This is a genomic window from Gulosibacter sediminis (assembly GCF_030011715.1).
In the GTDB taxonomy this organism is placed as follows: Bacteria; Actinomycetota; Actinomycetes; order Actinomycetales; family Microbacteriaceae; genus Gulosibacter; species Gulosibacter sediminis.
In genome coordinates, this window is the sequence record NZ_JASCYH010000014.1 from 1 (window position 1) to 26,024 (window position 26,024).

Genomic DNA, 26,024 nt, shown 5'->3' on the forward strand with positions numbered 1-26,024 from the left:
CGGTCTTCATGTGCGGCGAACTTGGGGGCGTACTCCTCTTCGAGCGCCTCGATCTCGGGTGTGGCGTCGGACGACGCGAGGGCGAACAGCACCGAACCCACGCGCCAGAGTAGTTCGCCCGAGGCCTCGAGCGCCTCGAGCGTGTTCGCGAAGGTGGCGGGCTCGGGGTTGCTCGCGATGGCGTCGATCGCGGCCTCGCGGTCGCGGAAACCCTGCTCAATTGCCGGAGCGAAGTGCTCGGGCAAAATGCGCTCAAAGTCGGGAAGCTCGTAGGGGAGCGGGGAAGGGGCGGCGAACGGATTCTCGGACGACAGCGCAGCAGTCATGCGCCTCACCCTACGCGTCGCCGTCTGGGTTAACCGAGCCAGTCGTCGTCGTCGAGGTCGAGCTCGGTCTCGCCGGGCGCGAGTGTGGCGGCGGTGCCATCCTCGCGTTCGAGCACGCGGAGCCCGGATGCGTGGGTCGCGATCGCGCGCCCCTCGAGCCAGGTGAGGGTCCAGTCGCCGGCGAAGTCGCCGTCCGACTCGAGCTCCGAGCAGGCCTCGGCCACCGGGGCCGGGATGCTGCTCGGCGCGGGCGAACCGACCGACCAGCGGGTGCCGATCTGCATGCTGCCTCCGATTCGGCGACGAAAACGAACGTGCTCGGGTGACAACTTGGCCTGCGTCGCAGAAGTCATCAGTGAGTTGTACATGAGGATAGGCGAAGCGGGTGATGGTGTCTGGACGGTGTTCCTCTTAGATTGAATTTGTGCCGCGCTCTGCGTGGCACTCCCGGTATTTCTTGCCGGGACCCTGGGGAGGGAATCGCCGGGTGGTGGTGTTCAGGGGGAACGCCGCCACCCGGTTCACTCATTTCCTGCGCCGATCGGGTGGTGCGCCGTCACGGGTTCGTGGAGAGGTACGTGTCGGACTCGTAGAGGTCGAATGCGAGCGTGCCGGTGAGGTTCTGGACGGTTCCGTTGACCGTGATCGTGCGGCCGTCGGCGGTGACGGTGGCCGAATAGTTGATCGTTGCGACGACGGTGACGGCGTCCTGCCTGTTATAGCGGTGGCTCGTGTGGGTGTCGCTGAGTTCGGGGAGCCCCTGATCGGCCCACGACGAGCCGGGCGTCTCGAGCGTCTGCGAGGTACCGTCGCCGTAGTCGTACGTGGTCGAGACGGGTGTGAAGGTGACAGTGACCTGGTGCCCGAGCACGGTCGCGCCGACCGAGTGGGTGGATGCGGTGGTCCAGAAGTTCACCGGCTGGCCGAGGATCGCCCAGCCATTCGGCTCCATGAAGAGCTGTGCCTGCGACGGGGCGACGTTCGCGAGATCGGTGACCTGGATGACGTCGGGCAGCGGTGCCGGGCCCGATGTGTTGGTGTCGACCGGGGCAGGGTCGCCGAAGTCGAGGCCGTCCAGGCAACGCTCCTCGGCGGTGCCGTTCACGCACGGACCGTCCGGCACGTATGACGTGCCACCACCCGAGCCACCAGAGCCACCGGACCCGCCACCACCGGAGCCGCCTCCCGACCCGCCCGAGCCCCCGCCGCCCTGCGAATAGTCGATCGAAACATCCACCGACGCCCCGTCACTGTCTGCGCAAGTGGTTAACCAAGGAGACGACGAATCACAGCTGGATGCTGCGACTGCACCCTGGGGAGCGATCAGGCTTGCGAGAACTCCGAAGAGTAGCGTTACTGACAGAGATCGAGTTCTGGCCATAGCTTCTGTGCATCTATCTGCGGGGTATCGGTCAAATTCACAATGCGAACCTCTGCAGGTTGAATAACTCCGGAGCGTTCCTCGCCATACTCAGCGCCCGTGCCGTCATAGACCTGGCTATCGCCAAGGTCGATGCACACATACACGCTGATTTCGTTGTTTTTGTATTGCTGTATATCTGCGTGCACGACAGAGAGGTCACCCTCAACAGTGAGTTCGTCAGATGTCGCTACCTCCACGAGGTCATTGAGGTAGCCCTCCATGTTCTCTGTCGTCAGCAACTCAAACGCTTCCGTCTCGACGCCGCCCGAAGCAAGTACGTCGCGTTCTGCGTAAAGAAACTCTTCGTAGGTCGCAACCGCGATGTCGAGGGCCTCCGACTCGGTGAGTTCGGTAGGCGCGGGCGTCGGGTCAGCCCCCGAGGTTGTTGCCGAGGCGGAGCCGGTCGGGGCCGCGTCGCCGCTGCCGGCGCATCCGCTCAGCGCGAGCAGCGCTGCGGCCGCGACCAACGCGATGGCGTGCCGGCCTTCGCTGCGTGAACCTGGTGTGCGCATCCGCCCTCCTCAAAATGAAGCAACCCGCTGAGGGTACGAAACTTTGGCAATCGCGTATCCGACTTATCCACAGGCGCGCGATCGTCGCGCGGCGGGCGAAACACCGGATAGGCTAGGGCCATGGAAATGTTCTTCGAGATTCTCTTCCTGGGTCTGCTCAGCGCTGCGGTTATCGGCATCCTGGGCGTCAGCGTCGTCGTGCTCCGCCGCCTCTTCAAGGGCCAGAGCTAAACCACATGATCGAGATTCCGGTCGGGCTGCAACCCGAACTGGTTCCGCTGGCCTGGGTGATTGGCACCTGGGAGGGCACCGGCATGATCGAATACTCGGTCGACGAGCAACTCCGCGAACACGCGTTCCGCCAGCAACTCGAATTCACGCACCGCGAGCTGCCGTTCCTCGAGTACCGCTCGCAGCTGTGGCTGCTTGACGACGAGTCGGGCGACGAGACGCCGCTCACCGCGGAGTCCGGATACTGGCGGCTCGCGCGCCCGCGCACCGACGGCGACGTCGGTCCGGGCATTCTGCCGCCCTCCGGAGTTGCACCCGTTCAGGGTGTTGATGACGTCGAGGCGCTGCGCAACGCGACCGGCGGGTTCGACCTCGAGGTGACCCTGGCGCATCCGACCGGCCTCACCGAGATCTACACCGGCACCATCACCGGCCCGCGCATCGACCTCGCAACGAACTCGGTGCAGCTCGCCGAGGGCGCGCACGCCTACGAGTCCGCGACGCGCATGTATGGGCTCGTCAACAACATGCTGTTCTGGGCGTGGGACATCGCGGCACTCGGGCAGGAACTCGCGAGCCACGCGTCCGGCCAGCTCAGCCGAGTTTCAAACGAATCGGACCAATCGTGACCTCCCCCTTCCTCGATCGCCCCGGCGCGGTCGCCGTCGAGTCCGGCCCCGACGTCGGTGTCGCAGCCCATTACGGTCAGCCGCTACCTGAGCAGCGCGCGCTCGCGGCGGGCGACGCCATCGTCGACCTCGGCCACCTCGGCGTCGTCGAGGTGCGCGGCGCCGACCGCCTCACCTGGATCAACTCGCTCACCAGCCAGCACGTCGTCAATCTCGCTGACGGCGTGAGTGCCGACGACCTGCTCCTCTCGGTGCAGGGCCGCATCGAGCACGAGTTTGGGATGCTCGACGACGGCAGCAGCGCCTGGCTCATCACCGAGGCGGCCGCGGCCGCCGACCTGGCCGCGTGGTTCACGAAGATGCGGTTCATGATGCGCGTCGAGGTGCTCGACCGCAGCGACGACATCTTCCCCGTCGGAACACTGGCCGACCGCGACCTCGGGGCCACCCTCGTGTGGCGCGACCCGTGGGCGCAGGGAGCGATCGGCGGCGTGACCTACGCCGCGACCGGCACCCACCCCGGCACCGCCTTCACCCTGCAACTGCACCTGCTCGAGGCCGACGCCTACCGCGCCGCCGCGCAGGCCGAGCAGGTCGCCGGCGTCGACGCGCTTGAGACCCTCCGCATCGCCGCGTGGCGACCGCGCGAGGGCCGCGAGTTCGACGATCGCGTGCTGCCGCACGAACTCGACCTGCTGCGCAGCGCCGTGCACCTGACGAAGGGCTGCTACCGCGGTCAAGAGACGGTCGCGAAGGTGCACAACCTCGGCCACCCGCCGCGGCGCCTCGTGCAGCTCGACCTCGACGGCACGCTTGCCCAGCCGGACGCCCTCGTGTACGTGCCCGGCAACGACAAGCCCATCGGCAGGGTGACGTCGTGCGCGAACCACTTCGAAGACGGCCCCATCGCGCTCGCGATCGTGAAACGCGGCACCGACGTCGACGCGCAGCTCGAGGTCGCCGACGGCGACGACGCGCGCATCGCGGCGGCACAGACAGTGATCGTGCCACAGGGCGCCGGCAGCACGGTCGACCTCAGCGCCTTCCGCGGCCGCTAATCAAGCCCGCGCACGCTGTGACGAATGTCACGGCGAAGTCGTGACGCTTCAGCGAGCCTGGGCGTTGGCCTGCGACGCATGCTGGTGGCATGAACACCGAACGCAGCTCCGGCACCGCACTGCAACTCACGGGCGTCACGAAATCCTTCCGCGTAGGCACCGAAACGGTCCGCGCCGTCCGAGGCATCGACCTCTCCATTCAACGCGGCGAGATCGTCGCGCTTCTCGGTGCGAACGGCGCCGGCAAGACCACGACGCTCGACATGGTGCTGGGCCTCACCCCGCCCACCTCGGGCGAGGTGCGTGTGCTTGGTGACACCGCCGAGCACGCGGTCGCAGGCGGCCGCATCTCGGCCGTGCTGCAGACCGGCGGCCTGCTGCGCGACCTCAAGGTCGGCGAGACCGTGAAGCTCATCGCGAGCACGTACCGCCACCACCTCGACGTGGACGAGGTGATGCGTCGCACCGGCCTCGAACGGCTCGCGAATCGCATGGTCTCGAAGTGCTCCGGCGGCGAGCAGCAGCGGCTGCGCTTCGCGCTCTCGCTGCTCTCGGAGCCCGAACTGCTCATTCTCGACGAGCCGACCGCGGGCATGGACGTCAACGCCCGCCGCGAGTTCTGGGGCACCATGCGCAAAGAGGCGCTCGAGGGCCGCACCATCATCTTCGCGACGCACTACCTGCAGGAGGCCGACGAGTTCGCCCAGCGCATCGTCATGATGGCGGGCGGCGAGATCGTCGCCGACGGCAGCGTCTCCGAAATCCGCGCCCTCGCGGGCCGCAAGCACGTGTCGGCCAGGTGGGCGGATGCGCGCGACGAGGAGCTCGCGGGGGTCGCGGGCGCCGAGCGGGTCCTTCGCCGCACTGGCGAGCGCGTCACCTTTGAATCGGGCGATGCCGACGCGACAGCCCGCTACCTCCTCACCGAGACCACCGCATCCGACCTCGAAATCGTCGCGGCCAGCCTCGACGACGCCTTCAGCGCCCTCACATCGACCGACCGCACGCCAGCCACGACCAAGTAGGAGCCAGAGATGTCTGCAACTGCCGCCGCCCCCGCATCCACACCCCGCAACGCCACCAAGGTTTCTGGCACCAACATGATCGGCACCTATGTGCGCATCGAGCTCGTGCGTCAGCTCCGCCAGGTTTCGAACCTCGTGTTCATGGTCGGCCTGCCGCTCATGCTCTTCTTCATCTTCGGCGCCATGCAGGAGTATTCGACGACCGAACTCCCGAACGGCAACGGCAACGTGTCGGCGTCGATCATGGTGTCGTTCGCGTCGTACGGTGCGATCACCGCCACCGCAGGGCTGGCCGGCTCGGCTGCGATTGAGCTGCAGCAGGGCTGGGGCCGCCAGCTCGGCATCACCCCGTTCCGCGGCACGCACTTCCTCGTCTCGAAGACGATCGTGGCGATGGTGCTCGCGCTGCTGCCGGTCGGCGTCATCTTCCTCGCCGGTGCCCTGACCACGGCCCGCCTCGACGGTTGGATCTGGGTCGCGTGTGGCGTGCTCGTGCTCGTGCCGGCTGTCGTGTTCTCGCTCTACGGGCTCGCGATCGGCACGCTGTTCCGCAGCGAGACGGCGGTGGGCGCCGCGAGCGGCATGATCGTGATCTTCATGTTCCTCGGCAACGCGTTCATGCCGCTGTCGGGCTTCCTCTTCGACCTCTCGCCCTTCACCCCGGTTTGGGGCGTCATGCAGCTCGCCCTGTGGCCGCTGCAGGAGGGCACGGTGCTCAGCACCGACAACCTCACGCAGTACGAGGTCTGGCAGCCGATCACCAACGTCGTGGTGTGGGGCGTCATCTTCGCCGGGCTAGCCGTACTCGGGGCGCGCCGCGGCACGAGCCGCCGCTGACTCCAGCCTCTAGGCTGATGGCACTGTGAAGCGAATCCTGCGATACGAAGATCTCTACGCCGGGGTGTGGCTGGTATTCCTGCTCCTCCCGGTGCTGTTCGTCGCGCTCTATTCAGACGCCGGCGTGTGGTGGGACGTCGGGGCCTACGTCGCCATTGCCGCGTTCGCGGTGATCTACATCGTGGTCTTCCGGTGCATGATCGCCCGTGACATGCCGTCGATCGTTGCCGGTGCTCGCCCCAACCTCGGCTTGGCGAGCATCGGCACGGTGCTGCTGCTCGGCTGCATCGCGATCACGGTGCCCTCGCTTGGCCCCAACGCGACCGCGATGATGCCGTTCCTCGCGGCGCTGTGGATGTGGGCACTGCCGATGGGCCTCGCGATGTTCGCGGCGGCGGTGTGGTGGTTCGTGTCGATGGGGTTCATCTGGCTCTACCTCGGCCCCGACATGGCGAGCGTCTGGATCGGCCCGACCATGGCGCTCCTGTTCATCTGCTTCTTCCGCTTCTTCAACGAGCGCGCGGCGCGCGAGGAGTCGCTCGCGACCGAGCTCGCGACGGCACGTGAACGCGAGGAGATCTCGCGCGATGTGCACGACCTGCTCGGCCACTCGCTCACGGCGGTGTCGCTCAAGGCACAGGTGGCGAGTCGCTTTCTGCGCACCGAACCGGACCGCGCCGAGGCCGAGCTCGAAGAGCTCTTGCAGCTCACGCAGTGTTCGCTCGAGGAGGTGCGTGGTGTCGTGGGGCGCATGAGCACGCCCGACCTGGCGTCGCAGCTCGCCGCGGCGCGCGAGGTGCTCGAGGCCGCCGAGGTTCACGTCGAGGTGCGCGGCGCGAGCGAGCGGGTGCCCGCGCCGCGCCGCGCCATGTTCGCCTGGGCCCTGCGAGAGGGCACCACGAACGTCGTGCGCCACGCGCAGGCCGCGAACGTGACGATCACCCTCGAGCCGGACCGCCTCGAGGTCGCCGACGACGGCCGCGGCATCTGCGCAGAGGAGGGCCACGGGCTGACCGGGCTGCGTCGCCGCATCGAGGAGGCTGGGGCCACCCTGCGCCTGCGACCCACGAACGCGGCGCTCGAGCGCCCTGGCACCCAACTCATCGTGGAGTACGAGTCATGAGCATCCGCATCCTTATTGCCGACGACCAGGACCTCATTCGAGGTGCCCTCGCCGCCCTGCTCGGGCTCGAGGAGGACCTCGAGATCGTTGCGCAGACAGGGCGGGGCGACGAGGTTGCCGCGCTCGTGGCCGAGCACAACGTCGACGTGGCCCTGCTCGACATCGAGATGCCCGGACGCAACGGCATTGACGTCGCGGCCGAGCTCACGAACTCGGGCTCGGCGTGCCGCGCCCTCATCGTCACGACGTTCGGCCGCCCGGGCTACCTTCGCCGCGCCATGGCCGCGGGGGCACGGGGCTTCGTTGTGAAGGACACTCCGGCCGAGCAACTCGCGAAGACGATCCGCGAGGTCGCCGCGGGGCGCCGCGTCGTCGACCCCGTGCTCGCGGCCGAGTCGATGGGTGTGGGGGAGAGCCCGTTCAGCCCGCGTGAGGCCGAGGTGCTCGCCGCCGCGGCCGACGGGGCGAGCGTGCGCGAGGTTGCCGCGCGGGTGCATCTTTCGGCAGGCACCGTGCGAAATCACCTCTCGGCGGCCATCGGCAAGACCGGCGCCGGCAACCGTGCCGAGGCCGCGCGGATTGCTCGGGATCGCGGATGGTTATTGGACACGTGACCTCGCTACGCTGAAGTCATGAACGCACCGCTCACGCTCATCCTCGTCCGCCACGGTCAGAGTGACTGGAACGAAAAGAATCTCTTCACCGGTTGGGTCGACGTCGACCTCACGGACCAGGGTCGCGCGGAGGCCAAGCGCGCCGGCGAGCTGATCCGCGACGCCGAGCTCGCACCCGACATCCTTTACACCTCGCTGCTCACGCGCGCCATCGAGACCGCGAACATCGCGCTGAAGGAGGCCGGGTTCAACTGGATTCCGGTGAAGCGCGACTGGCGCCTCAACGAGCGCCACTACGGCGCGCTGCAAGGCAAGAACAAGGCGCAGGTGCGCGACGAGTTCGGCGAGGAGCAGTTCATGACCTGGCGCCGCTCGTATGACACGCCGCCGCCCGCCATTGCCGACGACAACGAGTTCTCGCAGATCGGCGACCGCCGCTACGCCGCCCTCGGTGACGATGCTCCGCGCACCGAGTGCCTCAAGGACGTGCTCGAGCGACTCCTGCCCTTCTGGGAGTCCGACATCACCGGTGACCTCAAGGCTGGCAAGACCGTACTCGTCGCAGCGCACGGCAACTCGCTGCGCGCGCTCGTGAAGCACCTCGACGGTATCTCGGACGACGAGATCGCCGGGCTGAACATCCCCACGGGCATTCCGCTCGTCTATCAGCTCGACCCCGAGACGCTGCAGCCCGTCGCCCCGGCCGCCTACCTCGACCCCGAGGCAGCCGCCGCGGGTGCCGCAGCCGTCGCAAACCAGGGCGCCCAGAAGTAGCGAACGCCAATAAAGAACGGCCCGTCTCCGATTGGAGACGGGCCGTTCTTCGTTGTGGCGTCGAGCGGGCCTAGGCTTCCTGCTCGGTGCCCTCCTGCTGGTAGCGGATGCGCTTCGCAATCGACACGGCGTGGTCGGAGAAGCGCTCGAGGTAGCGGTTCGCGAGGGTCGCGTCGACGACCTGGGTCGGCGAGGCCTCCTGGTTGCCGTCCTGCTCGAGCTCGCCGAGGGTGTCGAGCACCTGCTTGTGCTTCGCGTCGATTTCGTCGTCAGCCGCAACGATCTCGTCGATGAGGTGGGGCTCTTCGCTCTCGAAGAGTCGCACGAGACGCTCGGCCTGCGCAACGTCGAGCGCACCCATCTCGAGGAGGTGCTGACGCACCTGCGAGGCGCCCGACTCCTCGGGGTAGCGCATGCGGGCGAGCTGCGCGATGTGCGCGGCGAGGTCGCCCATGCGCTCGAGCGACCCACTCATGCGCATCGTCGAGACGATGAAGCGAAGGTCGTTTGCGACCGGCGCTTGCATGAGCAGGATCTCGAGAGTGAGGTCGTCAAGCTGAGCCGTCTGCTCGTCGATCTTGAGGTCATCACCGATGACCTCGTCAGCCACGGCGACGTCGGAGTGCGCGAACGAGGCGAGGGCACGAGTCATGGCCGACTGCACGTGGTTGGCAATGTTGACGAGGCCGCCCTGCACCTGGGCGAGCTCCTGCTGGAAAATTTCACGCATGATCTGTCCTTCGATGGAAGTGGAACTTAGTGGGCTTATGCCAAAAAGAAGGGCCGATGAACTCGGGTTTGGTTCTCCACGCTAGTGGCTGCCGGTGACGTGGCGGTGAACAGCACGCGCCAAACCGGTGATTGCCGAACCCAGGGCAGTGACAACCGACGGCTCCTATGCTTAAGCGTTGTGAGTCCCGGCTTGATTTTCTTCCTCGCGATCCTGACGGGCGTTGTCATCGGCATCGTCGGCACCTCGGTGGTCTTTCTCGCGCGACGAAATCGGGCTGAGGTCGCCGCGCTGCGGAACCCACACGTGCCCCAAGGTGTTGAGGAGGTGCTGCGGGCGCTGCCGCAGACCGCGATCGTCGCCGACCCCTCGCACAACGTCGTTCGGGCCTCGGACAATGCCTACACTTCGGGCCTCGTCTCGCGACCTGGCCGGCTGACGACCGACATTCACGACATCGCGTCGCGGGCCTGGCAGACCGGCAACGCCGTCGAAGAAGTCGTGCGGGTGCCTCGCGGCCCGTTCGGCTCGGTCGAACTGACCTATCGCGTCCGCGCGGCACTGCTCGAGCCCCGCTATGTGCTGATTCTCGCCACCGACATCACCGAGTCGCTGCGCGTCGAGGCCACGCGGCGCGACTTCGTCGCGAACGTGTCACACGAACTCAAGACGCCGATCGGCGCGGTCACGCTCCTCGCTGAAGCGGTGAAGGAGGCGGCCGACGATCACGACCAGGTGCAGTACTTCTCGGACCGCATGCTGCTCGAAGCGGAACGGCTCGCGCGCCTCACACGCGAACTCATCGACCTCTCGAGGCTGCAGGCGATGGACACGCTCGAAGAGGCCGACGACGTCGAGGTGTCCGACATCGTCGAACAGGCCATCGAGCTCGCGCGCGTCAACGCCGAGCGCAAAGACATTCGGGTGCACGCGAAGATCACCGAGGGGCTCGTCGTGTGGGGCGACGAGCGACTGTTGCTCATGTGCTTCCAGAACCTCATCACGAATGCGATCACGTACTCACCGGTCGGCTCGCATATCGGCGTCGGCGCGCGCCGACTCGGCGACGTCATCGAGGTCTCGGTGGCCGACCGTGGAATCGGCATCTCGGAGGACGACCAGAAACGCATCTTCGAGCGGTTCTACCGGGTTGACGCCGCGCGTTCGCGCAACACCGGCGGCACCGGGCTCGGTCTCAGCATCGTGCGGCACATCATCGAAAACCACGGCGGTGAGATTCGTGTGTGGTCGAAGCTCGGTTCGGGCTCGACGTTTACGGTGCGCCTGCAATCGGCGGATGCGCGCCGCTCAGGCCGCGACGAGACGACCGAGAGCATCCGCTTGCCCAACAAGGTCACGTCTTAACACCCAAACATGCAGCACGCCTGCAGGTTCACGAAACGTTTCCCCGCCGTATGCACAATGGAGACGTGACACGAATCCTGATCGTCGAAGACGAGTCATCCCTGAACGAACCGCTCGCATTCCTCCTCAAGCGGGAGGGCTACGAGACCGCGATCGCCGAAACCGGCACCGACGCGGTCGAACAGTTTGAGCGCGACGGGGCCGACCTCATCCTGCTGGACCTCATGCTGCCCGAGATGCCGGGGACCGAGGTGTGCAAGCGCATCCGCGCCACCTCGACCGTGCCGATCATCATGCTCACGGCGAAGGACTCCGAAGTCGACATCATCGTCGGCCTCGAACTCGGTGCCGACGACTACGTCACGAAGCCATACTCGACGCGCGAGCTGCTCGCCCGCGTGCGCGCTGTGCTGCGCCGCAGCGAGGTCGACTCGGAGGACGAAGACGAGAGCATCGTCCAGGTCGGTGACATCCGCATGGACATCGATCGCCACACCGTGCTCGTGCGCGGCAACCTGACGCAGATGCCGCTCAAGGAGTTCGAGTTGCTCGAGTACCTCATGCGCAACGCGGGGCGCGTGCTCACGCGCAGTCAACTCATCGACCGCGTGTGGGGACCCGACTACTACGGCGACACGAAGACGCTCGATGTGCACATCAAGCGCATCCGCTCGCGCATCGAGGTGACCCCGTCGTCGCCGAAGCTGCTCGTGACCGTGCGAGGGCTCGGCTACCGCTTCGAGGGCTAGGCGCGCCACACGCAAAGAGGGAGGGCCCCAAGCGATCGCTTGGGGCCCTCCCTCTTTGGCTGCGTGGTCTTAGCCGACCGGTGCGTTCTCGGCGTCGGTCGACTGCTGCGGCAGGAGCGTCTGGTATTCCTCGTGCACCGAAGCAGCGTCGTCGTCGCCGAGCACGGGCACCGCGTGAGTCGCTTCGACCGTCTGGCGAGCGCCGTCGGAGTCGGTGTAGGAAGCCTGGAAGGTCACCTCGACCGTCGTCCCGGTGGTGAAGTCACCCTGCACGAGCTGCTGGCCCTGGTCGCCGAAGCCGACGTCGGTGAGCTGCTGGCCCGGAGTGTAGGTGAGGGGGACGTTCACCGTCGTGCCCTCGATGTCGAGGGTGAGCTGGGCGTCCTCGGAGGTGGTATTGACTGCGGTGAAGACGAGGTTCGCCTCCGTGCCAGCGTCGTTGGTGAGCAGCAGCACGTTGCGCGCGTGCACGTCGCCGAGGTCGATGTTGACGCCATCGCTCGCCGCGTACTCCATGGTCGTGCGCTGCGGGCTGAACATGTTGCAGCCGGTCAGGCCTGCAGCAAGCGCAAGAGCCAGGGCGGATGCGGCGACGGCACGGATCTTCACGGCAGGGGCCTCCCGGTGTGGTTGCGAACCGTTCCCGGTTCGCCCAATAAAGCTGTGCCAAGCCTAGCGGATTGTAGGGGCTACACCGTGCACCGCGGCGGCGGCGCGGAATACTAGCACTCCTCCGTGATAGAATGGGGCGTTGGAGAAAGGGGCCCATCTATGAATCTTGAGGTCGGCGAGACCGTCGTTTACCCGCACCACGGCGCGGCAACGATCGAAGAAGTCAAGACTCGCATCATCAAGGGTGAAGAGCGGACCTATTTGAAGCTCAACGTTTCGCAGGGCGACCTGACGATCGAGGTGCCGGCTGAGAACGTCGAACTTGTCGGCGTGCGCGACGTTATCGATGAGCGTGGCCTCCAGGAGGTCTTCGACGTCCTCCAGGCGCCGATCACCGAGGAGCCCACGAACTGGTCGCGACGCTACAAGTCGAACCAGGAGAAGCTCGCGTCGGGTGACGTGCTCAAGGTGTCGGAGGTCGTGCGCGACCTGTGGCGCCGCGACCAAGACAAGGGCCTGTCGGCCGGCGAGAAGCGCATGCTCGCGAAGGCGCGACAGGTGCTCGTGAGCGAGCTCGCGCTCGCCGAAGAAATTGACGAGGGTGCGGCAAACGAGCACCTCGACAAGGTGCTCGCGGCCTAGTTCCGCGGTGACAACTATGCACCTGGGGGTGCCCTGTACCGGCGTCGTAATTGTGGCGGCGGGCAGTGGCACCCGCCTTGGTTTTGGGGTGCCGAAGGCCTTCGTGGAGCTCGCCGGTGAGCCCATGCTCGCGCACACGGTTCGCGCCCTCGACGCGCTCCCCGGCCGCGTGGCCGTCGCGATTGCCACCCCGCCGGCAGATGCCGAGCGCGGTGGTTACGCTCAGGGGCTGCTCGCGGGGCTCGCCGGGCGAATCGGCAGCGACCGACTCGTCAGCGCCGCCGTCGTTGAAGGTGGCGCGACGCGCTACGACTCGGTGCAGGCGGCCGTCGCGCAGCTGCCTGACGACTGCGACGTCATTCTTGTGCACGACGCGGCCCGTGCCTTGACGCCCGGCGAACTGCACGAGCGCGTCGCTGGTGCGGTGCGGGCCACCGGCCACGGCGCCGTGCCCGGCCTGCCGGTCGTCGACACGATCAAACGCGTCGATGGCGCCGGACTCGTGCTCGAGACCGTTGATCGCGCACCGCTGCGCGCGATGCAGACGCCGCAGGGCTTTCCCGCGGAGGCGCTGCGTCGCGCCTACGAGCGGGGGAGCGTCGCCGACACCGACGACGCGGCAACATTTGCCGCCGCGGGCGGCCGGGTCGAGATCATTCCCGGTCACGAGGACGCCTTCAAGATCACGACGCCGCACGACCTGGCGCGCGCCGAACGCGAACTCGCGCGCCGAGCGGGGGTCGCGGTCGAACTGCGCGTTGGCGTCGGCACCGACATTCATGCCTACGACGACCATTCGCCATGTTGGCTCGCCGGGCTGCATTTCCCGGGGGAGCCTGGCCTCTCCGGCCACAGCGACGGCGACGCGGCGAGTCACGCGCTCGTCGATGCACTGCTCGGCGCTGCTCGCCTCGGCGACATCGGCAGCACCTTCGGCACCGACGACCCGCGCTTCGCGAACGCGCACGGCGAGGTCTTCCTGCGCGCGACCCGTGAGCTGCTCGAGTCGGCCGGGTGGCGCATCCTCAACGCGAGCGTGCAGGTCATCTGCCGCCGTCCCCGGTTCGGCCGCCGCGCCGAGGAGGCCTCGGCGTTCCTCAGTGAGGTGCTTGGTGCACCGATTTCGGTGAGCGCGACGACGAGCGATGGGCTTGGATTCATGGCCCGCACGACCGACGGCGGCGTGTTCGCGATCGCCACGGCGCTGCTCGACAACGAGAACCTAAGATAGAGGGCGTGACTCAGCGCCTTTACGACACTCGACTGCAATCGCTCGTCGACTTTGCTCCGCTCCGCCCGGGCGAGGTATCGCTGTACGTCTGCGGCCCGACGGTGCAGTCGGGACCCCATCTCGGGCACCTGCGCTCGGCGCTCATCTATGACCAGATTCGCCGTTGGTTCACGCACGAGGGGTACCGCGTGACCCTCGTGCGTAACGTGACCGACATCGACGACAAGACGCTCGCGAACGCGACGCCGGAGGAACCCTGGTGGGCACTGGCGTACCGCGTCGAGCGCGAGTTCGGCGAAGTCTATGGCGCGCTGCGCATCCTGCCGCCGACGTACGAACCCCGCGCGACGGGGGTGATTCCTGAAATACAGGAGCTCATCTCCCGCCTCATCGAGCGGGGCCACGCCTACGCCGCGAACGACGGCTCGGGCGACGTCTACTTCGACACCGCGAGCTGGCCGGCCTACGGCGAACTCACGCATCAGCGGCCGGCCGACATGGTCGACGCCGCGGACGGCCCCGCGCGCGCGAAGCGCAATGCGACCGACTTCGCGCTCTGGAAGGGGCGCAAGGCCGACGAGCCCGCCTCTGCGGCGTGGGCGTCGCCCTGGGGTGAGGGGCGCCCGGGCTGGCACATCGAATGCTCGGCGATGTCGACGAAGTATCTCGGCCCCGCCTTCGACATTCACGGCGGCGGCCGCGACCTGCGCTTCCCTCACCACGAAAACGAACTCGCGCAGTCGAAGGCCGCGGGCGACGACTTCGCGCAGTACTGGCTGCACAACGGTCTCGTCTCGCTCGGCGGCACGAAGATGTCGAAGTCGGTCGGCAACACCATCTCGGCGACCGAGCTGGTGCACACGCGCCGGCCCATCGTCGTGCGGTACCTGCTCGGCACCGGCCACTATCGCTCGACGATCGAGGCGGGTGACAGCGCCTACGACGAGGCGGAGGCCGCGTTCTCGCGCATCGAGAACTTCCTCGAGCGTGCGACGCGCCTCGTTGGGGAGGTGGACGCGGCGGCCGAGCTCCCGGAGGCATTCGAGGCGCACTTGCGCGACGACTTCTCGGTGCCGCAGGCGCTTGCCGTCATCTTCGACACCGTCTCCGAGGGCAACAACGGGGTCTCGGCGGGGGACACCGAGGGAGTGAGGGCGTCGGTGGCGCTCGTGCGCGGGATGCTCGACATCCTCGGCCTCGATCCGCTCGCCGACGAATGGGCGCAGGACAACGCGGGTGCGTCGCTTGAGCCCGTGCTTGACAAGCTCGTCGGCGAACTACTCGAACAGCGCACCGCGGCGCGCACAGTCAAAGACTGGGCCGCCGCCGACCGGATCCGCGACGGACTCGCCGCGGCCGGCATCACGATTGAAGACAGCCCGCAAGGACCACACTGGAGCGTGAACGAATGACCAAGTCACAGAAGAAGGGCCCCGCGAAGGGCACCGGCGGCCTCGGCCGCAAGGCCCTCGAGGGTAAGGGTCCAACGCCGCGCGCGGAGGACCGTCACTGGGCGAAGGACCGCCGGCGCAAGCAGGCCGCCGACGCGAAGAACCGCCAGGCGCGCCCGCAGCAGCGGCAGCGCCGTGCGTCGTCGAGCGGACAAAATGACGCTGAGATGGTGACCGGTCGCAACGCGGCCGTCGAGGCACTGCGCGCCGAGATTCCTGCCACGACGGTGTACGTCGCGCAGAACATCGAGGTGGATGACCGTATTAAAGAGATCATTCAGCTCGCGGCGAAGCGACAGATTCCCATGCTCGAGGTGACTCGCCAAGAGCTCGACCGGATGGTGCCGTTCGACGCCGTACACCAGGGCGTCGCGCTCAAGGTGCCGCCGTACGAGTACTCCGACCCGATCGAGCTCACCGAGCGCGTGATCTCGCGCGGCGATGTGCCGCTGTTCGTGGCGCTGGACGGCATCACCGACCCCCGGAACCTCGGTGCAATCATCCGTTCGGTCGCCGCATTCGGCGGTCACGGTGTCATCGTTCCCCAGCGACGGGCCGCAGGTATGACCGCGACCGCGTGGCGCACCTCGGCGGGCGCGGCCGCGCGCCTGCCGGTCGCGCTCGCGAGCAACCTCACGAACACGATCAAGTCGCTCAAGCAGCAGGGCGTTTTCGTCATCGGCCTCGATGGCGACGGTGACGTCGAGCTTCCCGGACTCGACCTCGCGACCTCGCCGCTGCTCGTCGTCGTCGGTTCGGAGGGCAAGGGACTTTCGCGCCTTGTCGCCGAGCAGTGCGACGCGATCGTGTCGATTCCGATCGACGCGGCAACCGAGTCGCTCAACGCGGGCATCGCCGCCTCCGTCACCTGCTACGAGATTTCGAAGCTGCGTGCGGCCGCCGCCGAGGCGAAGGAAGCATTGCTCTAGTTGAGGCGAGTGCCGTCGTCGAGGCGGAACCGGTGCAAGCGCTGCCGGTTCGCCTCGAGGCGCACCTCATCACCGATCTGCGGGTGATCGCGGCCGTCAACGCGCGCGACGAGTTGGATCTCTTCGCCCGCGATCTCGCCGGAGCAGAACAGGTAGCCGTCGGAGCCGAGTTCCTCGACGAGCGTGACGCGCGCCAGGATTCCGCCCTCGTTCGTGAGACGGAGATCCTCGGCGCGGATGCCGACGCGTTCACCGTTTTCGGTCCAGAGGTTCATCGCCGGCGTGCCGATGAAGCTCGCGACGAACTCGTTGACGGGCCGGTCATAAAGCTCCTGCGGCGTGCCGAGCTGTTGCAGCTTGCCCTCGTTGAGCACCGCGATGCGCGTGCCCATCGTCATCGCCTCGGTCTGATCGTGAGTCACGTAGACCGTCGTCGTGCCGAGCCGGCGCTGCAGTGAGGCGATCTGCGCGCGCGTCTGCACACGCAGCTTCGCGTCGAGGTTCGACAGCGGCTCGTCCATGAGGAATACCTGGGGCTCGCGCACGATGGCGCGGCCCATGGCGACGCGCTGGCGCTGGCCACCCGAGAGTTCGGAGGGGCGCCGGTGCAGCAGAGGTTCGAGGTCGAGCAGCTTCGCCGCCTCGCGCACCTTCTCGTTGCGCTCGGCCTTCGAGACGCCACGCGTCTTGAGGCCGAATCCCATGTTCTGTTCGACCGTGAGGTGCGGGTAGAGCGCGTAGTTCTGGAACACCATCGCGATGTCGCGATCCTTCGGCGCGACATTCGTCACCTCGTCGTCGCCGATCAGAATCTGGCCAGCGTCGACGGGGTCGAGGCCCGCCAGCATCCGCAGGGTCGTCGTCTTGCCGCAGCCTGAGGGACCCACCAACACCAAGAATTCGCCGTCGGCAATCTCGAGGCTGAGATCGTCAACGGCATTTCGGGTGGCGCCGGGGAAGCGGCGCGAGACACTCGCGAAGGTAACTGCGGCCATACCGAGCAATCGTAGTCGGGTGTTGTTCACTGCGCGGTGTCACCATGAGAAGACCTCCAACCGAGAACTAAGGGGTCAGATTCATGTCATTTACAGGTCGCGTCGCACTGGTCACCGGAGCCGGCTCGGGCATTGGCGAAGCCATCGCGAAGGAGCTCGCTGCTCGTGGCGCCAAGGTCGTTGTGTCGGACATCAATGAAGAGGGCGCGAACCGCGTGGTCGACGAGATCACCGGGGCCGGTGGAACCGCCGCCGCGTTCGTCGCGAACACCGCGGTGAAGGAAGACAGCGAGAAGTCGGTCGCGTTCGCGATCGAGACCTACGGCAAGCTCAACTACGGGGTGAACAACGCCGGCATCGGCGGCGCGAACGCTCCCGCCGGTCAGGTCGACCTTGACGACTGGGATCGCGTCATCGACATCAACCTCAATGGTGTGCTCTACGGCATGCGCTACCAGATTCCTGCCATGCTCGAGGCCGGCGCGGCCGAGAGCGCCATCGTCAACATGGCCTCGATTCACGGTACCGTCGCAGCCCTCGGCAACGGCGCCTACACGGCGGCCAAGCACGGCGTCGTTGGCCTCACGAAGAACGCCGCGGCCGAGTACGGTGCGCAGGGGCTGCGCATTAACTCGGTGGGCCCGGCCTACATCAACACGCCGTTGCTGCAGAAGATGCCTGACGAGATGTACAACGCACTCGCGGCGAAGCACCCGCTTGGCCGACTCGGTGAGCCCGAAGAGGTCGCCAAGGTGGTGCGCTTCCTGCTCAGCGAGGACGCCTCGTTCGTCACGGGCGGCTACTACCTCATCGACGGCGGCTACACGGCTGTCTAGGCCGTCACCGCAGCATCCCATCACCCCGTAGTATGGGATGCTGTTGCCGCCTTAGCTCAGTTGGTAGAGCATCTGTCTTGTAAACAGAAGGTCATCGGTTCGAACCCGATAGGCGGCTCCACGACTTCGCAGGGTTAAGGTGAGTCGCTACCACCGCACCCAGTAAAGGAGCCAGCACATGGCAATTGATCGGCAGCTTGCCGGTACTTGGCAGATCGACAATGCGCACTCGCGCGTCGGGTTCTCGACCCGCCACGCCATGGTGTCGCGCGTTCGCGGCGCGTTCAACAACGTGCAGGGCCAGGCCAACATCAACGCTGAAAACCTGGGCGAGTCGAACGTGCAGGTCACGATCGAGGCCGCGAGCATCGACACGCGCCAGCCGGAGCGCGACGATCACCTGCGGAGCCCCGACTTTCTCAGCGTCGGCGAGTTCCCGCAAATCACGTTCGTCTCGAGCTCGATCGACGAGATCGGCGACAATCAGTTCATCGTGACCGGCGACTTGACCATTCGCGGCATCACCCGGCAGACGTCGATCCCGCTCGAGCTCATGGGCATCGAGCACGACCCGATGGGCGCAACGCGCGCGGGCCTCGAGGGCTCGCGACGCATTGACCGCCGCGACTGGAATGTTCGGTGGAACACCCCGCTCGACTCGGGCGGCGTGCTTGTCAGCGACAAGATCACGCTCGAGTTCGAACTCGCGCTCGTTAAGCAGTAGCGGGCACGAACTCCAGGCTGACCGAGTTCATGCAGAACCGGTCGCCGGTGGGGGTGCCGTAGCCGTCGGGGAACACGTGCCCGAGGTGCGAACCGCACTTCGCGCAGCGAACCTCGACGCGGCGCATGCCGAGCGTGTTGTCTTCGAGATACTCCACGGCGCCCTCACGCAATGGCTCCCAGAAGCTGGGCCAGCCGCAGCCCGCGTCGAATTTCGTCGTCGCGTTGAAGAGCTCGTTGCCGCAGGCGCGACACGTGTAGGTGCCCGGGCGCTCCTCATTCAGCAGCGCACCGGTGAACGCGCGTTCGGTACCAGCCTGTCGCAGCACCTGGAATTCCTGCGGGTTGAGCACCTCGCGCCACTGTGCGTCAGTGCGTTCAACTTCGTACGACATGGGACCTCCTGGTTAGGCAAGTGTACGCGCGCCGCTGGGGCAAATGACCCGAGCGCGCGTAAGCTCAGGGCGAGCATTCCGCTATTAGTTCAACACCACTGAGGAGGCGAATATGCCCGAAGCTGCAGGCGCCCTGCGACACTCGAGCCCGCCGCCGCTTCACGACGAAGACCGTGCCCTGCTTGAGTTCGAGGCGGAGCATCCTCGCCATAGCCGGGGGAAAGAGGACGCGATTCGCGCCCAGTTCGGCTATTCCACGGCTCGGTATTATCAGATACTCGGTACGCTCATTGAGTCGCCCTCGGCGCTCGTCGCGTATCCGATGCTTGTGCACCGGCTTCGGCGGATGCGCGAGGCACGTCGAGCGCACCGATTTGGTACGGTCGACGGCCGCAACTAGCCCCACCCCTGCAGGAAGATTCAGCACACGTGAAGTACCCCAAGGATCGCTTCGACGACTTCCCCCGCACGCTTAAGCGCCGTGGGGCGCACCGCGCACCGCGAACCTGGGCGTCGAAGTTCATGTCGTGGATCGTGGCGATCATTGCGTTCGTGCTGCTCGTCGGCATCGGCGTCGGCGTGATGTGGGCGATCGACAACCAGGTGCAGTTCACGGCTGACATGGGTGGGCAGGAGGAGACGACGTCGCCGACCGAGTCGAGCACCGCTGAGCCGAGCACCACTCCCACCGAAACCGGCCCGACCGCGACGGTGGACGCGTCGCTCAGCGTCACCGTGCTCAACGGGGTCGGCACGTCCGGCCTCGCGACCGCCGGCTCGGAGGCCATGACCGGCGGCGGCTGGACTGTCGGCAGCGTTGCTGATGCCGACAGATTCGACTACCAGACCACGAGCATCGTCGTGGCGAGCGAAGACCAGCGCGGCGCGGCGCTGGGCGCGCAGGAGACGCTCGGCTTCGGCGAGATCTCGGTCGACCCGAATATCGCCGCTGAGGGCACGCTCGTCGTGATTCTTGGCGCAGACGCAGCCGACGCGCTGCTATAACGGCCTCGTTGCCCTTCCCGTCACGCGAATTTCACGTGCCGGTTGCGCTTGCCACCTAGGGTGCCGCTATGGCTACCGGCATCGTGAAATGGTTCGACGCAGAAAAGGGTTTTGGGTTCATCACCGTTGATGGTGACACCACCCCCGCACAGGAAGTTTTCGTGCACTATCGCTCGATCGACATGAATGGTTTCCGCACTCTGCAGGAGAACCAGGCGGTCGAGTTTGAGGTGAGGCAGGGTGACAAGGGGCCGCAGGCCGAGCACGTGCGCTCGCTCTAGGCGGACTCTCCTTGCACTCTCAGGGTGGGAGTGCCAACATTGGTATTAGCACTCCACGACACTGAGTGCTAATCCGAAGACCACTCAGGTCCTGAAAGGACGACACATTTATGTCGAAGATGATCGCCTTTGATGAAGAGGCTCGACGCGGTCTCGAGCGTGGCCTGAACACGCTCGCTGACACCGTCAAGGTGACCCTCGGCCCGCGCGGCCGCAACGTTGTGCTCGAGAAGAAGTGGGGCGCCCCCACCATCACGAACGATGGTGTCTCGATCGCAAAGGAAATCGAGCTTGAGGACCCGTACGAGAAGATCGGTGCGGAGCTCGTCAAGGAGGTCGCGAAGAAGACTGATGACGTCGCCGGTGACGGTACGACCACCGCAACCGTGCTCGCCCAGGCCCTCGTGAAGGAAGGCCTGCGCAATGTTGCTGCCGGCGCCGACCCCATCTCGGTCCGCCGTGGCATTGACAAGGCCGTCGCCGCCGTCGTCGAGCACCTGCTCAACTCGGCAGTCGAGGTCTCGAGCAAGGGCCACATCGCCGCGACCGCGTCGATCTCGGCCGCTGACCCGCACATTGGTCAGCTCATCGCCGAGGCGATCGACAAGGTCGGCCGCGAAGGCGTCGTGACCGTCGAAGAGTCGAACACCTTCGAGACCACCCTGGAGCTCACCGAGGGTATGCGCTTCGACAAGGGCTACCTGTCGCAGTACTTCGTCACCGACACCGACCGCCAGGAAGCGGTGTTCGAAGACCCGTACATCCTCATCGTCAACAGCAAGATCTCGAACGTGAAGGACCTCCTTCCCGTCGTTGACAAGGTGATGCAGGCTGGCAAGCAGCTCCTCATCATCGCCGAGGACGTCGAGGGCGAAGCACTCGCGACCCTCGTGCTCAACAAGATCCGCGGCATCTTCAAGTCGGTCGCCGTCAAGGCTCCCGGCTTCGGCGACCGCCGCAAGGCGATGCTCCAGGACATCGCGATCCTCACCGGCGGCCAGGTCATCTCGGAAGAGGTCGGCCTCAAGCTCGAGAACACGAACCTCGACATGCTCGGTCGCGCACGCAAGGTCATCATCTCGAAGGATGAGACCACCATCGTTGAGGGCGCTGGCGAAGCCGCGCAGATCGAGGGTCGCGTCGCGCAGATCAAGCAGGAGATCCAGAACACCGACTCCGACTACGACCGCGAGAAGCTTCAGGAGCGCCTCGCCAAGCTTGCCGGTGGCGTTGCCGTCATCAAGTCGGGCGCGGCCACCGAGGTCGAGCTCAAGGAGCGCAAGCACCGCATTGAGGACGCTGTCCGCAACGCGAAGGCTGCGGTTGAAGAGGGCATCGTCGCTGGTGGTGGCGTTGCGCTGACCCAGTCGGGCTCGGCCATCGACGCCCTCGACCTCGTTGCTGACGAGGCGACCGGTGCCGCGATCGTCAAGTCGAGCCTTGACGCCGCGCTCAAGCAGATCGCCCTCAACGCTGGCCTCGAGCCGGGCGTTGTGGCCGAGAAGGTCCGCGGCCTCGAGACCGGTCACGGCCTCAACGCTGCGACGGGTGAGTACGTCGACATGATCGCCGAGGGCATCCTCGACCCGGTGAAGGTGACCCGCTCGGCGCTGCAGAACGCTGCGTCGATCGCCGGCCTGTTCCTCACCACCGAGGCTGTTGTCGCCGACAAGCCGCAGCCGGCTGGCGCCGCTGCTGCTGGTGACCCCACGGGTGGCATGGACTTCTAGTCCCTGGCACCAACTGATACCGCGAAGGCGGGCGACTCCCATGAGTCGCCCGCCTTCGCCGTTGTTAGACGGTGAACAGGCGAATCACATCGTTCTCGGTGTTGCCGTAGTGGACGCCCGCCGAGGAGAGCGCCTGATTGATCTGCTCGATCGAGGTCTCGACCTGGCCCTGGGTCGACTTCCATTGGTCGACGACGCTCTGGAACTGGGCCTGTGCCTGGCCCTGCCACGAGCCCTGGAGGCTCGCGAGGTGCGTTGTGAGCTGATTGGCTGCGGTGCGGACCGACTCGATGTCGGTCTGCACCGTCGAGACCGCGCTCTGAATGATTTCGCTGTCGACGGTGAACTTTGCCATGTGGGGCTCCCTTCCTGCGGCCCCACATCCTTGGTTCATGCGAGGCACGGCCCCAAAGGTAGAGCCCGGCGTTTTGCGCGCCGGGCTCTATGTCACGATTCTGTGGAGGGCTCTTCATCCACAGGTGGCGCCATGAGCAGGGGGAAGCTCAGGCGGAATGTGGCACCGCCACCGGGAGTCTCGACCACGTCGACCGTGCCCTCGTGCGTCTGTAGGATCGCCGACACGATGGCGAGGCCGAGGCCTGTGCCGCCGGTGTCGCGCGTACGCGAGGTGTCGGCGCGCCAGAATCGCTGGAAGATCTGCGCTCGGCTCTGTTCGGGGATACCGTCGCCGTGGTCGATTATCTCGACGATGGCGCGCTCGCGGGTCACGTCGATGACGACCCCGAGCTCGATGGGCGTGCCCTCGGGAGTGTAACGCAGGGCGTTGCCGACGATGTTCTGGATGGCCTGGCGCACCTTGTCGCTGTTGCCATAGATCATGGCGGGCACGTCGTCGTCCGACGCGAACTCTTCGCCGCCCTCGAGCGGTTCGCTTGCTGTCTCGGCGGTCGCGTCGGGCTGCTCGCTCGGGCCCCCCGGCGAGGAGCGTCGTCGCAGGCGTAGAACGCGGGCCAGGCGGCCACGCGTGGTGCCCTTGACGGGTTCGGGCGCATCGGTGTCGGGCTCGGGTTCGGTGGGGGCATCCGTCTCGACCGGCAGGTCGGTGAACGCCGTCTTCTCGGGCCGGTACGGGTGATCCTCATCGGCGACGAGCACCGTCGGATGCACGCGGATGGTGCGGTCGGGCGCCTGCGCGCGGGTGTCCATCGCCGCATCCTCGACGAGCGGCTCGAGGTCGAGCACATCCTTCGCCATCTCGCGGTTCTCGTCGAGTCGCGCGAGCTGCAGCAGGTCTTCCACCAGGCCGCCCATGCGCTTTGCCTCGCCCTCGATGCGGTCCATTGCCTGGCCGACCTTGGTCGGCTCGTCGAGCGCGCCCATGCGGTAGAGCTCGGCGTAGCCGCGCACGGTGACGAGTGGCGTGCGCAGCTCGTGCGAGGCATCGCCGACAAACCGGCGCATCTGGCTGATCGTCCTATCTCGCTCATTCAGCGCCGAGTCGATCTGCCCGAGCATCGAGTTCAGCGAGCGCGAGAGCCGGCCGACCTCGGTGTTGGGGGTGGCCTCGGGCAGGCGCTGGTCGTAGTCACCGGCCGCGAAGTTCATGGCGGTTGACTCGACCTTACGCAGCGGCCGCAGTGTCGCCGAGACGAGCATGCGGGTGAGCACGGCCGCGAAGATGAGCACCGAGAGGCCGAAGCCGAAGAAGATGGCGAGGAAGCTCGCCATCGTCGCGTTGACGCTCGACATCGGCATCGCGACGATGAGCGTGCCGAACACCTGGTTCGAGTTGTATTGGTCTTCCGGAACCACCACCGCGCGCCAGGGCGCGCCGAGCCCATCCTTCAACTCGTAGATCGCGAAGCCAGCGCCGCTATTGCTGTCGAACTTGAGCTCCATGGTCGACAGGTCGGGCGCCACTGAACGCGGCTGCCACTCCCAGTTGTCGACCATGACCTGGCCCGAGTCATCGACGACCGCGACGTAGTACGGCTGCGGCGCCGTGCGGATGTTCTCGAAACCGAACTCGCCCGTGCTCGCGTCGCCGCCGAGCACGAGCGTCGGGTCGGCGGCGATCGAACGTAGGCTCGCGTCGAGCTGCCCCACGAGCGTGGGTCGCAGCAGCAACGTGGTGCCGCTGCCCGCAATCACCAGAGAGAGGGCGAGCAGCACCACGTTGACGATCGTGAGCTGGTTTCGGAGGGAAAACTGATCCCACCGCGAGGGGCCGGAGGTCAAACGAGTTACGCCTTGACCCCGGGAACCTTGAGCATGTAGCCGAAGCCACGCTTCGTCTGAATCAGCGACTCCGACGTGTGCGCGTCGAGCTTGCGGCGCAGGTACGAGATGTAGGACTCGACGATGCCCGCGTCACCGTTGAAGTCGTACTCCCACACGTGGTCGAGGATCTGCGACTTCGACAGCACTCGGTTCGGGTTGAGCATGAGGTAGCGCAGCAGCTTGAACTCGGTGGGGGAGAGGTCCACCGGCTCGTCGTTGATGAACACCTCGTGCGTGTCCTGGTCCATCGTGAGGTCGCCCACTCGAATGACGGCCTCCTCTTCGGTGTGCATCGTGCGGCGAAGAATAGCCTTGATGCGGGCGACGATCTCGTCGAGGCTAAAGGGCTTGGTGACGTAGTCGTCGCCGCCCGAGTTGAGGCCCTCGATCTTGTCGTCGGTGTCGTCCTTGGCAGTGAGGAAGAGGATTGGCGACACGTACCCAGAGGCACGAAGGCGCTTGGTCACGGCGAAGCCGGACATGTCGGGCAGCATCACGTCGAGCACGATCAGGTCGGGCTCCTCGTCAATGACGGCCGCAATCGCGCCCGCGCCGTTGCCTACCGTGCGCACCATGAACCCTGCAAAGCGAAGGCTCGTCGAGAGCAGCTCGCGAATGTTCGGCTCGTCGTCTACCACCAGGATTTTTGGTCCAGCATCAGTCATGCAGCTATTTTGGCGCGAGCTTGCTGAATGCCGTCTGATGCGCGGTTATGCGGAAGTTATGTGTCGATATCTTTGAGCGCATGGCTCGTTATCTGCACGGACACGCACCCTCGGTGCTCGCGTCGCACATCGTTCGCACCGCTGAGAATTCTTGCGGTTATCTGCTGCCACATTTGCGGGAGGGGATGCGCGTGCTCGACGTCGGCTGCGGCCCAGCGACCATCACGCTCGACCTCGCCGCGCTGGTCGGACCGAGCGGGCAGGTGACGGGCCTCGAACTGTTCGAGGAGACGCTCGAGCTCGGGCGAGCTGAGGCCTCGAGGCGTGGCGACGACCGCACTCGCTTCGAGGCGGCCGACGTCATGGCGCTGCCCTATGACGACGGCAGCTTCGACGTCGTGCACGCCCACCAGGTGCTCCAGCACCTCACCGATCCGGTCGCCGCGCTCCGCGAGATGTGGCGCGTGCTCGCCCCCGGAGGCGTCCTCGCCGCGCGCGACGCCGACTACGCCGAGATGTCGTGGTACCCGCAGCCGCGTGAGCTCGACCGGTGGCGCGAGCTCTACCTCGCGGTCGCGCGTGCGAACGAGGCGACGCCGGATGCGGCGCGTCACCTGCGCGCGTGGGCGCGGGCCGCGGCGCTCGAGAACATCAAGCTCGGCGCCTCGACCTGGACGTACGCCGACGAGGAGACCTGCGCGTGGTGGGGCAAGCTCTGGCAGAAGCGGGCGCTCACGTCGCGCTTCACCGAGGAGGTGCTCGAGCGCGAGCTTGCGAGCCAAGACGAGCTTGCGGCCATCTCGCGCGCGTGGCAGGCGTGGGGCAGTGACCCCGGCGCCATGTTCATCATGACGCACGGGGAACTGCTCGCCTTCCGTCAGGCGAACTAACC

General features: G+C 66.5%; 30 protein-coding genes, 1 tRNA gene and 1 pseudogene. 21 read left to right on the forward strand and 11 right to left on the reverse strand.

Annotation, left to right across the window (positions count from 1 at the left end; translation table 11 throughout):
• The 4 genes and pseudogenes from QM019_RS06400 to QM019_RS06415 all read right to left on the reverse strand — a co-directional run.
• A pseudogene (locus QM019_RS06400) lies at positions 1-326 on the reverse strand (M3 family metallopeptidase); the annotation flags it as partial.
• Positions 327-355: 29 nt separating this feature from the next.
• Positions 356-610: a hypothetical protein gene (locus QM019_RS06405; protein ID WP_282852312.1), complete on the reverse strand. Its 255-nt coding sequence runs from the start codon at positions 608-610 to the stop codon at positions 356-358.
• A 272-nt stretch (positions 611-882) separates the two neighbouring features.
• A complete protein-coding gene (locus tag QM019_RS06410; protein ID WP_282852313.1) occupies positions 883-1,431 on the reverse strand; it encodes a hypothetical protein in 549 nt (182 codons plus the stop codon).
• Between the two features lie 248 nt (positions 1,432-1,679).
• Positions 1,680-2,261, reverse strand: a complete 582-nt coding sequence (locus QM019_RS06415) for a hypothetical protein (RefSeq protein WP_282852314.1) — start codon at positions 2,259-2,261, stop codon at positions 1,680-1,682.
• Positions 2,262-2,497: 236 nt separating this feature from the next.
• On the opposite strand from QM019_RS06415, the gene QM019_RS06420 reads away from it, so the two are divergent.
• From QM019_RS06420 to QM019_RS06450, 7 genes are all read left to right on the forward strand, one after another.
• The gene (locus tag QM019_RS06420; protein WP_282852315.1) at positions 2,498-3,121 is read left to right on the forward strand and encodes a heme-binding beta-barrel domain-containing protein; all 624 of its coding nucleotides are present in this window, start codon (positions 2,498-2,500) and stop codon (positions 3,119-3,121) included.
• On the forward strand, positions 3,118-4,179 hold the full coding sequence (ygfZ, locus tag QM019_RS06425; RefSeq protein WP_282852316.1) for a CAF17-like 4Fe-4S cluster assembly/insertion protein YgfZ: 1,062 nt from the start codon (positions 3,118-3,120) through the stop codon (positions 4,177-4,179). Before QM019_RS06420 ends, ygfZ begins: the two co-directional genes overlap by 4 nt.
• Positions 4,180-4,268: 89 nt before the next feature.
• A complete protein-coding gene (locus QM019_RS06430; protein WP_282852317.1) occupies positions 4,269-5,204 on the forward strand; it encodes an ABC transporter ATP-binding protein in 936 nt (311 codons plus the stop codon).
• 9 nt (positions 5,205-5,213) lie between these two features.
• Entirely contained in the window at positions 5,214-6,041 is an 828-nt protein-coding gene (locus tag QM019_RS06435) for an ABC transporter permease (protein WP_282852318.1), read from the forward strand.
• A gap of 25 nt (positions 6,042-6,066) precedes the next feature.
• Positions 6,067-7,164, forward strand: a complete 1,098-nt coding sequence (locus QM019_RS06440) for a sensor histidine kinase (protein ID WP_282852319.1) — start codon at positions 6,067-6,069, stop codon at positions 7,162-7,164.
• Positions 7,161-7,778, forward strand: coding sequence for a response regulator transcription factor (locus tag QM019_RS06445; RefSeq protein ID WP_282852321.1), 618 nt, complete (start codon positions 7,161-7,163; stop codon positions 7,776-7,778). Before QM019_RS06440 ends, QM019_RS06445 begins: the two co-directional genes overlap by 4 nt.
• An 18-nt stretch (positions 7,779-7,796) precedes the next feature.
• Positions 7,797-8,552 carry a phosphoglyceromutase gene (locus QM019_RS06450; protein WP_282852322.1) on the forward strand — a complete coding sequence of 252 codons (756 nt, stop codon included), beginning with the start codon at positions 7,797-7,799 and terminating at the stop codon, positions 8,550-8,552.
• A gap of 70 nt (positions 8,553-8,622) precedes the next feature.
• On the opposite strand, the gene phoU is transcribed toward QM019_RS06450, so the two are convergent.
• Positions 8,623-9,282, reverse strand: coding sequence for a phosphate signaling complex protein PhoU (gene phoU / locus QM019_RS06455; RefSeq protein WP_282852323.1), 660 nt, complete (start codon positions 9,280-9,282; stop codon positions 8,623-8,625).
• Positions 9,283-9,462: 180 nt separating this feature from the next.
• Here phoU and QM019_RS06460 point away from each other — a divergent pair, with 180 nt between their 5' ends.
• Positions 9,463-10,647, forward strand: coding sequence for a sensor histidine kinase (locus QM019_RS06460; protein WP_282852324.1), 1,185 nt, complete (start codon positions 9,463-9,465; stop codon positions 10,645-10,647).
• A 65-nt stretch (positions 10,648-10,712) separates the two neighbouring features.
• Complete coding sequence (locus QM019_RS06465) at positions 10,713-11,396, forward strand: response regulator transcription factor (protein WP_249387464.1); 684 nt, start codon at positions 10,713-10,715, stop codon at positions 11,394-11,396.
• 69 nt (positions 11,397-11,465) lie between these two features.
• Here QM019_RS06465 and QM019_RS06470 read toward each other — a convergent pair whose 3' ends face one another.
• Positions 11,466-12,005, reverse strand: a complete 540-nt coding sequence (locus tag QM019_RS06470; protein ID WP_282852325.1) for a hypothetical protein — start codon at positions 12,003-12,005, stop codon at positions 11,466-11,468.
• Positions 12,006-12,167: 162 nt separating this feature from the next.
• Between QM019_RS06470 and QM019_RS06475 the strand changes: the two genes are divergently transcribed.
• Genes QM019_RS06475 through rlmB form a run of 4 tightly spaced genes read left to right on the forward strand, consistent with a single transcriptional unit; the run spans position 12,168 to position 16,261 of the window.
• Positions 12,168-12,650 (forward strand): CarD family transcriptional regulator, encoded by a 483-nt coding sequence (locus tag QM019_RS06475; protein WP_282826654.1) that lies wholly within the window; start codon positions 12,168-12,170, stop codon positions 12,648-12,650.
• 16 nt (positions 12,651-12,666) lie between these two features.
• Positions 12,667-13,881 carry a 2-C-methyl-D-erythritol 4-phosphate cytidylyltransferase gene (gene ispD, locus QM019_RS06480; RefSeq protein WP_282852363.1) on the forward strand — a complete coding sequence of 405 codons (1,215 nt, stop codon included), beginning with the start codon at positions 12,667-12,669 and terminating at the stop codon, positions 13,879-13,881.
• 5 nt (positions 13,882-13,886) lie between these two features.
• Positions 13,887-15,293: a cysteine--tRNA ligase gene (gene cysS / locus QM019_RS06485; protein WP_282852326.1), complete on the forward strand. Its 1,407-nt coding sequence runs from the start codon at positions 13,887-13,889 to the stop codon at positions 15,291-15,293.
• Complete coding sequence (gene rlmB, locus QM019_RS06490) at positions 15,290-16,261, forward strand: 23S rRNA (guanosine(2251)-2'-O)-methyltransferase RlmB (protein ID WP_282852327.1); 972 nt, start codon at positions 15,290-15,292, stop codon at positions 16,259-16,261. Before cysS ends, rlmB begins: the two co-directional genes overlap by 4 nt.
• Here the strand turns inward: rlmB and QM019_RS06495 are convergent.
• Positions 16,258-17,256, reverse strand: coding sequence for an ABC transporter ATP-binding protein (locus tag QM019_RS06495; RefSeq protein WP_282852328.1), 999 nt, complete (start codon positions 17,254-17,256; stop codon positions 16,258-16,260). The genes rlmB and QM019_RS06495 overlap by 4 nt on opposite strands.
• Before the next feature lie 83 nt (positions 17,257-17,339).
• Here QM019_RS06495 and QM019_RS06500 point away from each other — a divergent pair, with 83 nt between their 5' ends.
• The 3 genes from QM019_RS06500 (at position 17,340) to QM019_RS06510 (ending at position 18,816) form a co-directional block, all read left to right on the forward strand.
• Entirely contained in the window at positions 17,340-18,092 is a 753-nt protein-coding gene (locus QM019_RS06500) for an SDR family NAD(P)-dependent oxidoreductase (RefSeq protein ID WP_282826645.1), read from the forward strand.
• A 45-nt stretch (positions 18,093-18,137) separates the two neighbouring features.
• Positions 18,138-18,213, forward strand: a tRNA-Thr gene (locus QM019_RS06505).
• 57 nt (positions 18,214-18,270) lie between these two features.
• Positions 18,271-18,816, forward strand: coding sequence for a YceI family protein (locus QM019_RS06510; protein ID WP_282852330.1), 546 nt, complete (start codon positions 18,271-18,273; stop codon positions 18,814-18,816).
• Here QM019_RS06510 and msrB read toward each other — a convergent pair.
• Complete coding sequence (gene msrB / locus QM019_RS06515; protein WP_125106435.1) at positions 18,806-19,210, reverse strand: peptide-methionine (R)-S-oxide reductase MsrB; 405 nt, start codon at positions 19,208-19,210, stop codon at positions 18,806-18,808. The genes QM019_RS06510 and msrB overlap by 11 nt on opposite strands.
• Before the next feature lie 112 nt (positions 19,211-19,322).
• Between msrB and QM019_RS06520 the strand changes: the two genes are divergently transcribed.
• From QM019_RS06520 to groL, 4 genes are all read left to right on the forward strand, one after another.
• Positions 19,323-19,610, forward strand: a complete 288-nt coding sequence (locus QM019_RS06520; protein WP_282826641.1) for a DUF3263 domain-containing protein — start codon at positions 19,323-19,325, stop codon at positions 19,608-19,610.
• Positions 19,611-19,639: 29 nt separating this feature from the next.
• Positions 19,640-20,215: a LytR C-terminal domain-containing protein gene (locus QM019_RS06525; RefSeq protein ID WP_282852332.1), complete on the forward strand. Its 576-nt coding sequence runs from the start codon at positions 19,640-19,642 to the stop codon at positions 20,213-20,215.
• Positions 20,216-20,283: 68 nt separating this feature from the next.
• Entirely contained in the window at positions 20,284-20,496 is a 213-nt protein-coding gene (locus QM019_RS06530; RefSeq protein WP_282852333.1) for a cold-shock protein, read from the forward strand.
• 110 nt (positions 20,497-20,606) lie between these two features.
• A complete protein-coding gene (gene groL, locus QM019_RS06535; protein WP_125106431.1) occupies positions 20,607-22,226 on the forward strand; it encodes a chaperonin GroEL in 1,620 nt (539 codons plus the stop codon).
• A 64-nt stretch (positions 22,227-22,290) separates the two neighbouring features.
• Here the strand turns inward: groL and QM019_RS06540 are convergent, their stop codons facing one another.
• The 3 genes from QM019_RS06540 to QM019_RS06550 all read right to left on the reverse strand — a co-directional run bounded on the left by QM019_RS06540 (position 22,291) and on the right by QM019_RS06550 (position 25,132).
• A complete protein-coding gene (locus QM019_RS06540; RefSeq protein ID WP_282826637.1) occupies positions 22,291-22,581 on the reverse strand; it encodes a WXG100 family type VII secretion target in 291 nt (96 codons plus the stop codon).
• 92 nt (positions 22,582-22,673) lie between these two features.
• Positions 22,674-24,425, reverse strand: coding sequence for a sensor histidine kinase (locus QM019_RS06545; protein ID WP_282852334.1), 1,752 nt, complete (start codon positions 24,423-24,425; stop codon positions 22,674-22,676).
• Between the two features lie 5 nt (positions 24,426-24,430).
• Positions 24,431-25,132 (reverse strand): response regulator transcription factor, encoded by a 702-nt coding sequence (locus tag QM019_RS06550; protein ID WP_125106428.1) that lies wholly within the window; start codon positions 25,130-25,132, stop codon positions 24,431-24,433.
• A gap of 80 nt (positions 25,133-25,212) precedes the next feature.
• On the opposite strand from QM019_RS06550, the gene QM019_RS06555 reads away from it, so the two are divergent.
• Positions 25,213-26,022: a class I SAM-dependent methyltransferase gene (locus QM019_RS06555; protein WP_282852335.1), complete on the forward strand. Its 810-nt coding sequence runs from the start codon at positions 25,213-25,215 to the stop codon at positions 26,020-26,022.
• Positions 26,023-26,024: the final 2 nt, after the last annotated feature.